Annotated in this window: 15 protein-coding genes; 2 read left to right on the top strand and 13 right to left on the bottom strand. The window is 65.2% G+C overall.

Features of this window, described 5'->3' with window-relative positions:
- The first annotated feature begins 15 nt into the window (after positions 1–15).
- The gene (locus JQ604_RS36515) at positions 16–675 is read left to right on the top strand and encodes a sulfite oxidase-like oxidoreductase (RefSeq protein ID WP_212365580.1); all 660 of its coding nucleotides are present in this window, start codon (positions 16–18) and stop codon (positions 673–675) included.
- Here the strand turns inward: JQ604_RS36515 and JQ604_RS36510 are convergent, their stop codons facing one another.
- The gene (locus tag JQ604_RS36510) at positions 676–909 is read right to left on the bottom strand and encodes a hypothetical protein (RefSeq protein WP_212365579.1); all 234 of its coding nucleotides are present in this window, start codon (positions 907–909) and stop codon (positions 676–678) included.
- 88 nt (positions 910–997) lie between these two features.
- Positions 998–2,734 (bottom strand): gamma-glutamyltransferase, encoded by a 1,737-nt coding sequence (ggt, locus tag JQ604_RS36505; RefSeq protein ID WP_249159167.1) that lies wholly within the window; start codon positions 2,732–2,734, stop codon positions 998–1,000.
- Between the two features lie 135 nt (positions 2,735–2,869).
- On the opposite strand from ggt, the gene JQ604_RS36500 reads away from it, so the two are divergent.
- Entirely contained in the window at positions 2,870–4,090 is a 1,221-nt protein-coding gene (locus JQ604_RS36500) for a bifunctional alpha/beta hydrolase/OsmC family protein (protein WP_212365578.1), read from the top strand.
- On the opposite strand, the gene JQ604_RS36495 is transcribed toward JQ604_RS36500, so the two are convergent.
- From JQ604_RS36495 to JQ604_RS36445, 11 genes are all read right to left on the bottom strand, one after another.
- Positions 4,087–5,136: a YeeE/YedE family protein gene (locus JQ604_RS36495; protein WP_212365577.1), complete on the bottom strand. Its 1,050-nt coding sequence runs from the start codon at positions 5,134–5,136 to the stop codon at positions 4,087–4,089. The two genes, JQ604_RS36500 and JQ604_RS36495, sit on opposite strands and share 4 nt — an antisense overlap.
- A gap of 110 nt (positions 5,137–5,246) precedes the next feature.
- Positions 5,247–6,266 (bottom strand): quinone oxidoreductase family protein, encoded by a 1,020-nt coding sequence (locus JQ604_RS36490; RefSeq protein ID WP_212365576.1) that lies wholly within the window; start codon positions 6,264–6,266, stop codon positions 5,247–5,249.
- Positions 6,267–6,298: 32 nt separating this feature from the next.
- Positions 6,299–7,624: a phenylacetate--CoA ligase PaaK gene (gene paaK, locus JQ604_RS36485; RefSeq protein WP_212365575.1), complete on the bottom strand. Its 1,326-nt coding sequence runs from the start codon at positions 7,622–7,624 to the stop codon at positions 6,299–6,301.
- A gap of 12 nt (positions 7,625–7,636) precedes the next feature.
- Positions 7,637–8,092: a hydroxyphenylacetyl-CoA thioesterase PaaI gene (paaI, locus tag JQ604_RS36480; protein ID WP_212365574.1), complete on the bottom strand. Its 456-nt coding sequence runs from the start codon at positions 8,090–8,092 to the stop codon at positions 7,637–7,639.
- A gap of 90 nt (positions 8,093–8,182) precedes the next feature.
- The gene (gene paaE, locus JQ604_RS36475; RefSeq protein WP_212365573.1) at positions 8,183–9,259 is read right to left on the bottom strand and encodes a 1,2-phenylacetyl-CoA epoxidase subunit PaaE; all 1,077 of its coding nucleotides are present in this window, start codon (positions 9,257–9,259) and stop codon (positions 8,183–8,185) included.
- A 2-nt stretch (positions 9,260–9,261) separates the two neighbouring features.
- The gene (gene paaD, locus JQ604_RS36470) at positions 9,262–9,765 is read right to left on the bottom strand and encodes a 1,2-phenylacetyl-CoA epoxidase subunit PaaD (RefSeq protein ID WP_212365572.1); all 504 of its coding nucleotides are present in this window, start codon (positions 9,763–9,765) and stop codon (positions 9,262–9,264) included.
- Complete coding sequence (gene paaC, locus JQ604_RS36465) at positions 9,759–10,535, bottom strand: 1,2-phenylacetyl-CoA epoxidase subunit PaaC (protein WP_212365571.1); 777 nt, start codon at positions 10,533–10,535, stop codon at positions 9,759–9,761. Before paaC ends, paaD begins: the two co-directional genes overlap by 7 nt.
- A gap of 145 nt (positions 10,536–10,680) precedes the next feature.
- Positions 10,681–10,968, bottom strand: coding sequence for a 1,2-phenylacetyl-CoA epoxidase subunit PaaB (gene paaB / locus JQ604_RS36460; RefSeq protein ID WP_212365570.1), 288 nt, complete (start codon positions 10,966–10,968; stop codon positions 10,681–10,683).
- A 10-nt stretch (positions 10,969–10,978) separates the two neighbouring features.
- Positions 10,979–11,971, bottom strand: a complete 993-nt coding sequence (gene paaA, locus JQ604_RS36455; RefSeq protein ID WP_212365569.1) for a 1,2-phenylacetyl-CoA epoxidase subunit PaaA — start codon at positions 11,969–11,971, stop codon at positions 10,979–10,981.
- 75 nt (positions 11,972–12,046) lie between these two features.
- Complete coding sequence (paaX, locus tag JQ604_RS36450) at positions 12,047–12,916, bottom strand: phenylacetic acid degradation operon negative regulatory protein PaaX (RefSeq protein ID WP_212365568.1); 870 nt, start codon at positions 12,914–12,916, stop codon at positions 12,047–12,049.
- A gap of 285 nt (positions 12,917–13,201) precedes the next feature.
- On the bottom strand, positions 13,202–13,972 hold the full coding sequence (locus tag JQ604_RS36445) for an esterase/lipase family protein (protein WP_212365567.1): 771 nt from the start codon (positions 13,970–13,972) through the stop codon (positions 13,202–13,204).
- Between the last annotated feature and the right edge of the window lie 145 nt (positions 13,973–14,117).

Genomic DNA, 14,117 nt, shown 5'->3' with positions numbered 1-14,117 from the left:
CAAACGGCCGAACCGATGAGCGACGACACCGAACCGCCCGGCAACAGCAAGCTGACGCAAAGCAAGCAACGCTGGGCGCGTGAAGGAAAATTCCTCACCGGCAAGGTCGTCCTCCCCGAGGACCAGCGGTTGCCCCCCGGCCAGCATCTGACGAAAGATTGGCCGACGCTCGACCTCGGGCTGACGCCAAAGGTCGACCGTGTGCGCTGGCGGCTCGACGTCCATGGCGCGGTGGAGCAGCCGATCTTCTGGACCTTTGCGGATTTCATGGCGCAGAAGCAGACGAAATTCGTCTCCGACATCCACTGCGTCACCACCTGGTCGCGCTACGACAATGCGTGGGAGGGCCTTGCCGTGCGCGATCTGCTTGCCGCCTGCCGGCCGCGCGCGGATGCACGCTTCGTGGTGCTGCAATCCTGTGACGGCTACACGACCAACCTCACGCTGGAGGATTTTGCCGCCGAGGACGCCCTGCTCGCGCACAGCTGGTCCGGCGAACCTTTGGAGCTCGAGCATGGCGGCCCGGTGCGGGTCGTGGTGCCGCATCTCTATTTCTGGAAGAGCGCGAAATGGCTGCAGCGCATCGAGTTCCGCGAGCACGACGCGCCCGGCTATTGGGAGGTCCGCGGCTATCACAACCGCGGCGATCCCTGGGCCGAAGAGCGTTATTCCTGATCAATCGTAGAGCCGCAGCGCCTCCAGCTCCGGCGGCAGCTTTGGCGGGCATGCGACCGGTGCCGGCCGTGCAACCGGTCGCGCGGTTTGCATCACCGGACCTGCTGCGCTCCGCGGCACATGTTCAGAAGCAGCGACAGCGACCATCGCCGCCAGAACCCAGGCCACCACGACCAGCGCGCGATTGAGCCAGACCAGCAGATTGTTGAATCGAACAAGCCAGATCGGAGCCATTCCCGATCGTCACGCGTTCGCAAAGCCGGCGCAATCTGGAATGCATGAACCGAGCCTTCGGTGACGACGAAGGCTCGGCTGGAATCTCTTAGTAGCCCGCCGCCAGGCCGGTGTTGCGACGCGGATCGTTCGCGCCATAGTAACGGTTGTTGCCGACCGGCTTGCCTCCGATCGACGGCGCGCCGACGATGATCACCGCGAGATGATTGGCCGGCTGCGGCGGACCGAAAATGTGGCCCTTGGCTTCCAGCAGCTTGCGGGTGTCGGGCGACAGCGCGTAATCCTCGACATTGGTCAGGTCCGGCAACCATTGCTGGTGAATGCGCGGCATGTCGACGGCTTCCTGCGCGTTCATGCCGTAGTCGATGGCGTTGATCATGGTCTGCAGCACCGCCGTGATGATGCGGCTGCCGCCGGGCGTGCCGACCACCATCACCGTCTTGCCGTCCTTGGTGACAACAGTCGGGCTCATCGAGGACAGCGGACGTTTTCCCGGCGCGATCGCGTTAGCCTCGCCCTGCACCAGGCCGTACAGATTCGGCACGCCGATCTTGGCGGTGAAATCGTCCATCTCGTCATTGAGCAGCACACCGGTCTTGGCCGCGGTCACCTTGGCGCCGAACCAATCGTTCAGCGTGTAGGTGACTGACACCGCGTTGCCGTCCTTGTCGGCAACCGAATAATGCGTGGTGTTGCTGCCTTCATGCGGCGCGACGCCCGGCTTGATGTCCTTGGAGACGCCGGCCTTGTTCGGGTCGATCACGGCACGGATTCTTGCGGCATAGGCCTTGTCGAGCAGCCGGTCGAGCGGGTTCTTCACGAAATCGGGATCGCCGAGATAGGAATTGCGGTCGACATAGGCATGCCGCATCGCCTCGATCTGGTAGTGCACGGCTTCCGCAGAGTGGTAGCCGAGCTCCTTCAGCTGGTAGCCCTCGAGGATATTGAGGATCTCGCAGATGACGACGCCGCCCGAGCTCGGCGGCGGCGCCGAGATCACGTGGTAACCGCGATAGTCGCATTCGACCGGCGCCAGCTCGCGGACCTTGTAGTTTTCGAGGTCCTCCTGCGTGATCAGGCCCTTGCCGGCCTGGCTCGAGGCCACGATGGCAGCACCAACCCAGCCCTTGTAGAAGCCATCGGTGCCGCGCTTGCTGATCTCGCGCAAGGTTTCGCCGAGCTCACGCTGCAGCAGCCTGTCGCCGACCTGGTACGGCTTGCCGTCCTTGAGAAAAATCGTCGCCGTGGCGGGATCATCCTTGAAATCGTCGGTGGCTGTCAGCAGCAGGTCGATGTCGCCCTGCTCGAGCGCAAAACCGTCGTCGGCGATCTGAATGGCCGGCGCGATCAAATCGGCGCGCTTCATGGTACCGTATTTCTCGCGCGCGTATTCCATGCCGGCGACGGAACCGGGCACGCCGACGGCGAGATGTCCCTTGGTAGACGCGCCCTTGATGACGGTGCCGTCCTTGTCGAGATACATGTTCGCGGTGGCGGCCTTCGGCGCCGTCTCGCGGAAATCGAGGAAAGTCTTGCGGCCATCGGCGAGCTGAATGGTCATGAAGCCGCCGCCACCGAGATTGCCGGCCGCAGGATAAGCCACGGCCAGCGCATAACCGACGGCGACAGCCGCATCGACCGCATTGCCGCCGCGCTTGAGAACTTCGACGCCGACTTTGGTGGCCAGATGCTGGGCGGAGACCACCATGCCGTTTTCGGCGGCGACCGGCGCAACGGACGCGGCGTAACAGGAACTGGAAGCCGTGATGCCGATCGATACGACCGCGGCGACCATCCACCGCAAACGTGGGTTCGCTGCATGCATGGAAATTCCTCCCAACCATCCGGCGCTGTAGCATAGACTGCTATCTCAACGCGTATCCTTATCAGAGCGTGCGAATGCGCGCCATGGGGTTGCGCTGACAACCGCGAGATCAGGTGGGCAAGAGGGAGAAGCGCCATGTCGCATGAACGTTTTCAGTTCACGAGTTCCGAAGGTCATCAGCTCGCCGCCGCGCTCGACACACCCGATGGTCCAATCCGCGCCTACGCGCTGTTCGCGCATTGCTTCACCTGCGGCAAGGATGTGCTCGCGGCCAGGCGCATCGCGGTCGCGCTCGCGGCTGAGGGCATCGCCGTGCTGCGCTTCGACTTCACCGGGCTCGGCTCCAGCGAAGGCGATTTCGCCAATGCGACATTTTCATCGAATGTCGCCGATCTCGTTCGCGCCGCCGACCACTTGCGCGAAACGCGTCAGGCGCCGGCGATCCTGATCGGCCACAGCCTCGGCGGCGCCGCCATTCTCGCCGCCGCCGGCGCGATTCCGGAAGCCAAAGCGGTGGTGACCATCGCAGCACCCTCCGATCCCAATCATGTGACACAGCTGTTCAAGGACAAGGTCGAGGACATCCGCCGGGAGGGCGAAGTCGAGGTCTCGCTCGCCGGGCGCCCCTTCCGCATCAGGCGCGAATTCCTCGACGACGTCGCCGAGCAAGGCCTGACCGAGAAGATCAGGACGATGCACAAGGCGCTGCTGGTGATGCATTCGCCGACCGACGACACGGTTGGCATCGACAATGCCACGCACATCTTCGTGGCGGCCAAACATCCGAAGAGCTTCGTCTCGCTCTCGGGCGCCGATCATCTGCTCAGCGGCAAGCAGGACGCCGCCTATGTCGCCGACATGATCGCCGCCTGGGCGACCCGCTATGTCGACATCGCCACGGCCCCGCAGCCCGCGCTCGAGGCTGCACCGCGCAATGTCGTGGTGCAGGAGACCCGCAACAGCAAATTCCAGCAGATCGTCACCACAGGCCCGCACCGCCTGCTGGCCGACGAACCAGCGAGCGCCGGCGGCACGGATACCGGTCCGGGTCCCTACGATTTCCTGCTCACCGGGCTCGGCGCCTGCACCTCGATGACGATGCGGATGTATGCCGACCGCAAGGCGCTGCCGCTCGACCGCATCACGGTGACGCTGGCCCACAAGAAGATCCACGCCGAGGATTGCGAGGAGTGCGAGACGCGCGAGGGCATGCTCGACCAGATCGACCGCGTCATCAGGATCGAGGGCGCGCTCGACACCGAGCAGCGCAAGCGGCTGATGGAAATCGCCGACAAGTGCCCGGTGCATCGCACGCTGACGTCGGAGATCAGGATCGTGACGAGGGCTGCGGACTAGGTGGCAGCGAGTGGCCTGACCCGCAGCGCGCCGCGCAGGCCGGCACCGGTGCCGAGCACGATGCCGGCGATTGCGATGAAGGACGACAGCGACAGCGTCGACAGTCCCGTCAGCCCCTGCCCGACCGAACAGCCGAACGCCATCACGCCGCCCGTGCCCATCAGCGCGGCGCCACCGGCCGAGCGCAGCATATGGGCCGGCGACTGGTAGCCTTCCAGATGGAAGCGGCCGGTGGCGAGCGCCGTGACGAGACTGCCGGCGAACACCGCGAACACGGTGACGATGCCGAAATTCAGCGTCGAGCCCGTCGAGAGCATGATGTATTGCAGCGCGTCCGCGATCGGCGCGATGAAGGTCAGCGACGTCACCGGCACCGGATTGAAATCATCGGCGCCGAGATAGCCGGTCGCGTACCAGCCGGCGGCAACCAGCAGGCCGACGATCAGGCCGGCGGCGATCTGGCCGGGCGATTTGCGGAACGGCCCATGCGCGAAAGCAAAGATGATCAGGACGGCGGCGAGCATTGACGCTGCCACCATCCGCGACGGCACCGCGCCGAGGCCTGCGAGCAGCCCCGGCAACGAGTTGGTGGCGACGGTCGCCTGCGAGGCCTGCACCATCGCGATCCGCGCCGGCGCGATCAGGCCCTTCAGCGTCATCTCGGCGAAGATGCCGAGTACGATCACGACCACGAAGGAGCGCAAATTGCCGCGCCCGAGCAGCACCAGCGCGCGCGAGCCGCAGCCGTTCGACAGCACCATGCCGTAGCCGAACAGGAGGCCGCCGAGGAACATCACGGGCGCCGAGAACGACGGCTGCAGATAGATCGACTTGCCGAGATCGACGAGGCCGGCCGCGGCGAGAATTTGCGAGGCCGCGATGCCGACGCCCATCGCCAGCGCGTAGGCGCGCACCAGCCGTCCGTCGCCCTCGGCCCACCAGCCGCGCAGGCTGCTCATCATGCAGAAGCCGCTGAGCAGCCCGACCGAGCCGTAGATCAGGCCGATGACCAGGGCGGCGAGGATGACTGTTGTGGTCGAGTCCATGCTGAGTCTCTCGGCTTATTCCGTCATTGCGAGGAGCGAAGCGACGAAGCAATCCATACCTCCGTTTGCGGCGCGATGGATTGCTTCGCTTCGCTCGCAATGACGGTTGATCATGGGCGCAGGATCACGCGATCGCGGGACGAGCCGGCGACAGCGACGAAGGCGGTCTTAGCCTGCTCGAGCGGGTACACCGCACTCGGCTTGATCGGAAACGGTTTTAGATGCCCGCTCGCAAAGCCGGGCGCAAGCTCGCGCAGCACCTCACCGGTTGCGACCGAGGATAGTGCCAGCGTATCGATCCCGACATAGGTGTGCTGCCCGCGGTAGAATTCGAGGATGTTGAACTGCACGATGCGATCGACCGCGGCGATCAGGATCTGCCGTCCCCGCAGCGCCAGCGATTTGTGCGCGGCCTGGAAATAGGGATCGCCGACGGTGTTGTAGACGAGGTCCGCGCCCTTGCCGCCGGTCAGCTCGCGCACGCGCGTCGCGACATCGTTTGCAGAAGCGTCGATCACCTCGACCGGTGAATTGGTGTGGCCCTCATAGGCCTCGCTCTTTCGCACCACGCCGATCGCGCGCGCACCGTGCCAGGTCGCGATCTGCACCGCGGCCTGACCGACCTTGCCGTTGACGCCCATGACAAGAACTGTCTCGCCGCTCTTCGGCAGCCCGGCGCGTCGCAGGCCCTCCATCGCGGTGACGAAGGGCACGCCGATCCCGGCCGCCTCCTCCCAGGAAATGCTGCCGGGCTTCTCGACCACCGCATCGGCCTCGACCACGAGATGGCTGGCATGGGTGCCGTCGCGGCGGATGCCGAGATCGCCGGAGGAGCCGAACACCTCGCGCCCGATCCAGCCCGCGGGACCGTCGATCACGACGCCGGCGTAGTCGCGGCCGGAGGTGCGCGGGAACACGGCATAGGGCATCAGCCCGGTACCGGCCTTCACATCGGACGGATTGACGGCGGCGGCCTTCACCTCGATCAGCAGGTCGTTGTCGCCGCGGGACAGCGTGTGCGTCTCGACCACCGGCGCCAACGCATCCGCATTCTCCGCCTTTGCCAGCAGACGGACGCAACGCGCTTCGACCGAGATGGGACGAGCGTCAGGCTTGGGGACGACGGGCATTCGGGCAGTCCTGCTTCTGTTGGAAGCAGGAGTTACCCTTTCGGCCGCTTGTCGTAAACACGTTTTGCCTTGCCGAGCGAGCGTTCTAGGGTCTCGGGGGCGACGGCTTTGACGATGGCGGAGATGCCGATCGTGTTCTTGATAAAGGCGACAACCTTGTCGGCGTGGACGACGAGACCGTTGCCGTCCCACGCTTCGGGGCGCGCCTCAGCCAGCACGGTCATCTCGTCCATGCGGCCTTCCCGCGTGAGCTCGATGATGAAATGGCCGCCGCACCAGTCGGTCGCGAGCAGCGCCTCCTCGATCTGGGTCGGGAACACGTTGACGCCGCGCAGGATGATCATGTCGTCGGAGCGGCCGGTCACCTTCTCCATGCGTCGCATGCCCGGCCGCGCAGTGCCCGGCAGCAGCCGCGTCAGGTCGCGGGTACGGTAACGGATGATCGGAAAGCCTTCCTTGGTCAGCGAGGTGAAGACCAGCTCGCCCTTCTCGCCGTCCGGCAGCACCTTGCCGGTTTCAGGATCGATCACCTCGGGGTAGAAATGATCCTCCCAGATGTGCAGGCCGTCCTTGGTCTCCACGCATTCCTGCGCGACGCCGGGGCCGATCACCTCCGACAGGCCATAGATGTCGGTGGCATCCATGTCGAAGGCCTGCTCGATCTCGACGCGCATCGCGTTGGTCCATGGCTCGGCGCCGAAGATGCCGAATTTCAGCGACGACTTTCGGGGATCGAGGCCCTGCTTCTTGAATTCGTCGAGGATCGCCAGCATGTAGCTCGGCGTCACCGTGATGATGTCGGGCTTGAAGTCGTTGATCAGCTGCACCTGCCGCTCGGTCATGCCGCCGGAGACCGGCACTACCGTGCAGCCGAGTTTTTCCGCGCCGTAGTGCGCTCCTAAGCCGCCGGTGAACAGGCCGTAGCCATAGGCATTGTGCATCAGCATGCCGGTGCGCCCGCCGGCGGCGCGGATCGAGCGCGCCATCACGTTCGCCCAGGTGTCGATATCGCCCCTGGTGTAGCCGACCACGATCGGCTTGCCCGTCGTGCCCGAAGACGCATGCACGCGCACCAGCTGTTCACGTGGCACCGCGAACATGTTGAAGGGATAATTGTCGCGCAGATCCGTCTTCACCGTGAACGGGAATTTCGCGAGATCAGACAGCTGCCTGAAATCGGACGGATGCACGCCGGCCTTGTCGAACGATGTCTTGTAGTGCGCGACATTGTCGTAGGCGTGCTTCAGCGACCACGCCAGACGTTTGGTCTGCAGCGCCATGATCTCGTCGCGCGAGGCGCGCTCGGCATCGTCGAGCTCTGCGCGATAGCCGCTCTCTTTCAACCTTGCCGTCGCCATCGCGTGATCCTCTCAGCTCTTGATGTCGGTGTCGGGCAGCCACGTGCCGCCGATAGCGCGCGAATGGCCGCGGAACTCGGCGATCACGGTGTCGTCCACCGCGACGCGCACGTCATAGATGCCGGAGCGGCCGCTGCGCGAGATCTCGCGCGCGGTCGCGACCAGCCGGTCGCCGAGCTTGCCCGGGCGAATGAAGGTGATGTTGCCCTGGGCTGCCACCACGCGCTCGTTGTGGCTGTTGCAGGCAAAGGCGAAGGCGGAATCGGCGAGCGTGAAGATGTAGCCGCCATGGCAGATGCGCTGGCCGTTGACCATGTGCGGCTGCACGGTCATCGCCATCACCGCCTGCCCCGGCTTGACCTCGACGATCTCCATGCCGAGGCCCTTGCTGGCGTCGTCCTCCGCCCACATCGCATCCGCGCAAGCGCGCGCCATATCCTCGGGCGAGAGCGTAGCCTTGACGTTCACATCGAACTCCCTGTCACCGGGCGCATTGCAACGCGCCTCTTGGCTTCGATAGTTTCAGCGCGACACGTTTGGTGTCAACGCGCCCAAAGTTCAGACGTGGTCGTAATCGACCACGACCTTGTCCGAGCACGGCTTGGCCTGGCAGGTCAGCACAAATCCCGCCTTCAGCTCCCACGGCTCCAGCGAATAGTTCAGCTCCATCGGCGCCTCGCCCTCGACCAGCTTGGCGCGGCAGGTCGAGCACATGCCGCCCTTGCAGGCGAACGGCAGGTCCATCCCGGCGCGCAAGGCGGCATCGAGGATCGACTCGCCGTCGGCGACCGGCACCTCGCGGCGCTTGCCGTCGATGATCAGCGCGGCCACAGCCTTCGGCGGCGCGCCGGCAGGCACGACCGTCTTCGGCCGCGGCTTGCCGCCAAATTCGGAAACGAAACGCTCGACATGGATGCGCTCGTCGGCGATGCCGATCTCGCGGCAGGTCGCCTCGATGGTCTCGCTCATCCCGGTCGGGCCGCAGATGAAGACGTGATCGACGCTGGCCGCCGGCACCAGCGAGCGCAGCAGCACGCGCACCTTCTCGCCGTCGAGCCTTCCGTGCAGGATCGGAATGTCCTGCTCCTCGCCGGAGATGACGTGGAAGAGCGAAAGCCGCTGCATGAAGCGGTCCTTCAATTCTTCCAGCTCTTCAAGGAACAGCATGCCCTCCGTGAAGCGGTTGCCATAGAACAGGAAGAAGCGGCTGTTGGGCTCGCGCGCCAGCACGCCCTTGACGATCGACAGGATCGGCGTGATGCCGCTGCCGGCGGCAAAGCCGACATAGAGCCGCGCCTGATCCGGCGCATGCGCGATGCCGAAGCGGCCGGTCGGCGTCATCACGTCGAGCTCGTCGCCGGCCTTCAGCTCGTCCGCCGCCCAGCTCGAGAACGCGCCGCCGTCGACCTTCTTCACGGCGATGCGGAGCTCGCCGTCATCGGGGCCGGAGCAGATCGAATAGGAGCGACGGACTTCCTCGCCGTCCATCGTGGTGCGCAAGGTCAGATACTGGCCCGGCGTAAAACTGTAATCGCAAGCGAGATCGCCGGGGATCGCAAAGGTCATGGAAACCGCATCCGGCGCCTCGCGGCGCAGATCGCTGACAGACAAACGGTGGAATCGAGGTGTCGACATGGTCAATGACACTTGAAGTAATCGAAGGGTTCACGGCAGCTCCTGCAACGCCACAGCGCCTTGCAGGAGGTCGAGCCGAATTCGGACAGCAGCTCGGTGTCGACGGAGCCGCACTGCGGGCACGCGACCTCTTGCTCGCCGAACAACGCGCGGCGCGCGGAGCCCGGCAGCGGCGGCGCGATGCCGTACTCTTTCAGCTTGCGGCGGCCGTCCTCGCTCATCCAGTCGGTGGTCCAGGCCGGCGACAGCACGGTGCGAACCTTCGGATCGCGAATGCCGGCGCGCTCCAGCGCCAGCTCGATCTCGAGCGCGATCATATTCATGGCGGGGCAGCCGGAATAGGTCGGCGTGATCGCGATCTCGACATGGCCATCGCTGACCACGACATCGCGCAGCACGCCGAGATCAGCGATCGTCAGCACGGGGATCTCGGGGTCGACCACCTCGGCGGCGGCGCTCCAGGCGCGCCGGCGCAGATCGGCGTCGCTGATATCAGCCGTTACCATGTCGCCCCCGGGAAGGTCCGCTGCAGCGACTGCAATTCGCTGAGGAGATGGCCGAGATGCTCGCTGTGCCGGCCGCTGCGGCCACCCTGCTGCATCCAGTCGCTCTTCGGCAGCGCCAGCGTCGCCTCGTTGACCACGCTTGTCATGGTCTTCTGCCATTGCGCTTTCAGCGTCCCCGGATCGATCGCAATGCCCGCGTCGATCAGGCCGCGCTCGCTGTCGTCGACGGCGAACATCTCGCCGGTATAGGCCCAGAGATCGTCGATCGCGAGCTGCGCGCGGCGATGGCTCTCTTCGGTGCCGTCGCCGAGGCGGACGATCCATTCCGACGAATGGCGGATATGATAGGCGCTTTCCTTCTCCGACTTCGCCGCGATTGCAGCGAGCGTCGGGTCCGATGACTTCATCATCGCGCGCCAGTAGAGATCGGCGAACGCCGCATAGAAGAACTGCCGCACCATGGTGCGGGCGAAATCGCCGTTCGGCTGCTCCAGCAGCAGGAGATTGCGATACTGGCGGACGTCGCGAAGATACGCGAACTTGTCCTCGTCATTGTCACGGCCTTCGACCTTGGCGGCATAGGCGTAGAGCTCGCGCGCCTGGCCGAGCAGATCGAGGCCCATATTGGCGAGCGCCATGTCCTCTTCCATCGCAGGCGCATGGCCGCACCATTCGGACAGGCGGTGGCCGAGGATCAGTGCATCGTCGGCACGGCGCAGTGCGTACAGCACCAGCGGGGTCTCGGAGACTTTGATGTTGGCAGCGGTCATTTTGCTAATTCACCTGCATCCACTTGCTCTGCCTTCATCCTGAGGAGCGCCGAAGGCGCGTCTCGAAGGATGGGCCGCGGAAACTGCGGGGGCCTCATGGTTCGCCTGGCGATGCACAGCATCGTCCAGACCTCACCATGAGGGTTTACATATGCCCAACTTCATCAGGCACGTCGTAAAACGTCGGATGCCGGTAGATCTTCGATTCCGCCGGCTCGAACATCATGCCCTTCTCGGACGGGTCGGACGCGGTGATCGCGTTCGACGGCACCACCCAGATCGAAAGGCCCTCGCCGCGGCGGGTGTAGATGTCGCGGGCGGCCTGCAGCGCCAGCGTCGCGTCGGATGCGTGCAGCGAGCCGACATGCTTGTGCGCGAGGCCGTTGCGGCTGCGGATGAAGACTTCCCAGAGCGGCGTATTCGGCGTGGGCATGATGCGCTCCTTACTCTGCGGCCTGCGCGAGCAGGCGCGCCTTGCGCTTCTCGGCATAGGCGGCCGCCGCCTCGCGCACCCAGGCGCCGTCGTCATGCGCCTTGCGGCGCGCGGCGAGACGTTCGCGGTTGCACGGGCCGTTGCCGGCCAGCACCTGATTGAACTCGGCCCAGTCGATCTCGCTGTAGACCCAATTGCCGCTTTCGTTCTGCGTCATGCCGGGATCGGGGATCGTCAGCCCCAGGAACTGCGCCTGCGGCACGGTCGCGTCGACGAATTTCTGGCGCAGCTCGTCATTGGAGAAGCGCTTGATCTTCCACTTGGTCGAGGTGTCCGAGTGCTGGCTGACCTTGTCCGGCGGGCCGAACATCATCAGCACCGGCCACCACCAGCGATTCAGCGCATCCTGCGCCATCGCCTTCTGCTCCTCGGTGCCGCGGCACAGCGTCACCATGATCTCAAAGCCCTGGCGCTGGTGGAACGACTCTTCCTTGCAGACGCGGATCATCGCGCGCGCATAGGGACCGTAGGAGCAGCGGCATAGCGGGATCTGGTTCATGATCGCAGCGCCGTCGACCAGCCAGCCGATGGTGCCGATGTCGGCCCAGGTCAGCGTCGGATAGTTGAAGATCGAGGAATATTTTGCCTTGCCTGAGAGCATGAGGTCGACGAGCTCTTCGCGCGAGGTGCCGAGCGTCTCGGCGGCGGCGTAGAGATAGAGCCCATGGCCGCACTCGTCCTGCACCTTGGCGAGCAGCGCGGCCTTGCGGCGCAGCGACGGCGCACGCGTGATCCAGTTGCCCTCGGGCAGCATGCCGACGATTTCGGAATGGGCATGCTGGGAAATCTGCCGCGTCAGCGTCTTGCGGTACGCCGCGGGCATCCAGTCGTTCGGCTCGATGCGCTCGTCGTCATCGATGCGTGCCTGAAATGCGGCCGCGCGTGCGGCATCCTCGATCCCGCGATCGTCGCCGTCGGAACTGTTGAGCGCCTGAGTGTACATGGCCGACCTCCCCGGTTGTTGTTGAGGCGAAATATATTACATAAATTCCACTTTGCAAGTTGTTTTTGTAACATATCAGACACCCTCGAAGCGCCGCGCCACGGCGCCGTTGGGCTTCGGCAGCGGCCCGTCCTCGTTGGTGGCGTGAGCATCAAGCCATTGTTCCGACGGCGAAAGCAGCCCGCGATAGATTTCGCCGCAGAGCTGCCGCGCCGCCCTTCCCGGCCAATCCTTCGGCAGCAGCTGCGCCGGCAGCAGCGGATCGCGCAGCACCACGCGGCGATAATAGTGGATCAGGAGAATGCGCGCGGTGAAGGCGTCGGCCTCGCTGAGATCCTGGCCGCGGCCGATCCAGCCGCGCAGCGGCTCGAACGTCTTCATGAATTTCAGATAGGCATCCGCGGTGCGATCGAGCGGCCAGCTCTCGCTGAGCAGGCGCCGGCCGCTGTCATCCTCCGCGGAGACTTCAAGCCTGATCGCGCCCGCAGCCTCATCGGGAATCGGCGCGCCCGACGGCGCGACGAACACGCCGGGCAGCGGACTGCCGAAGCCGGCATTCTTCAGGGCCTCGCGCGCGGCATCGCGATCGTCGGCATTGCCGATCAGCAAGAGCTCGAAGCGGCCGGTCCAGTCCGACGGCGGCGGATCGTAGATGTGCTTCGTCGCGGTATCGAAGGTGTGACGGCCCTTGGCGTTCAGCCGATAGAAGCTGTTGCGGCCGACCTTGCTGCGCTCGAGCCAGCCGTCGGCGGCAAGGCGCGACATCGCGGTGCGCACCACATTGCCGTCGATGTCGAGGGAGGCAAAGAATTCCAGCAGCGTGCCGAGCCACACCGAGCCGCCGCGCGGCACGATGGCGTCGCCGAACACGGTGATCACGATCGATCCCGTGCGCGACGGCTCGCGCTTCAATTGGTCGATGATCCGGTCAAGCGGCTGCGGCATGCGTCAAGGCATACCGCGATTTGTCGGATGGCGACAATGCGGGCGGTCTTACTTCACCTCTCCCCGTTCTTCACGGGGAGAGGTCGGATCGCCCTCGGGCGATCCGGGTGAGGGGCCATGCACGGCCACGCCATACGAGAGGCCGCTCCGACTCCGCGAGCGACCATTCGGCAAACTGCGAGCTTGAGGTCGTAGCCTGCCACGCCCCTCACCCGAAACTCGCTGCGCGAATTTCGACCTCTCCCCGCAGAAGGGCGGGGAGAGGTGAAGGAAGAGCGTCGCGCCTCAGCGATTCGGATCCGGATACACGATGCTGCGCCAGCCGCCGCGGTCGAAGGGGGACCACTCGCCTTCCTTCTGTGCGAGGCGATCGGCGACTGCGTAGACCGCGGCGGGGTGATGGCCCATGCCGCAATGGCTGCTCTCGACTTCGATGCTCTCGGACATCGAGGAGGTCTGCTCGCGACAGCCCTGCCAGGCGCAGATGCCGTCGGTGCGGCTGAAGATCGCGGTGGTCGGCACCGGCGGCGCGCCGGCGAGCGAGCCGCCGAACCGGGCATCCTCTTCGTCGGCGCGACGGCCGCTGGCCATCTCGTAGACGCGCCAGGCGTTGGTCGCCTTGGGACCGGCGGCAAACGGACTGCCGAGCGTGATCACCTGGCGCACGCGCTCCGGCATCATCTTGGCGAGCTGGCGCGCATAGAGGCCGCCGAGGCTCCAGCCGACGAGGGAGACCTTGCGGCCATGGGTGTCGTTCAATTCCTGCAGCAGATCGACCATGGCGTTCTGCACACCGTGACGCAGACCGAGATTGCGCCCCTGCCGCCAGCCGCTGACGACATAGCCCTTGCTTCTCAGGAAACTGCGCAGCGGGCGCGTCGACATGTCGGAGGCGACCAGACCCGGCAGCACCAGCACCGGGTGGCCATCGCCACGCGGGGCGAGGCTCAACAGCGGCAGTGCGCCAAGGAAGGCACCGAGTTCGTGGATCGCGCGACCTTCCAGAAACATCAGCGTCCTGGAGGGCGGGGCAAGGGTCTGCGCAGCTACGGACATTCCAGCTCCTGTTCTGACCGGCCCCTGACGTCGCGGCAGCCGGCCATATCCAACCCAAGATCGGGTCAACCAGATCGACGCCAGCGATGTGGAATCGTTCCGCAGCGCAACAATCTGTCGTAAAAAGCTAGGGAACCGTTTTGTT

This window comes from Bradyrhizobium jicamae (assembly GCF_018130695.1).
Taxonomy (GTDB): Bacteria; Pseudomonadota; Alphaproteobacteria; order Rhizobiales; family Xanthobacteraceae; genus Bradyrhizobium; species Bradyrhizobium jicamae_B.
Note: the sequence above shows the minus strand (reverse complement) of the source record. Positions and strands in the feature narration are given on the sequence as shown.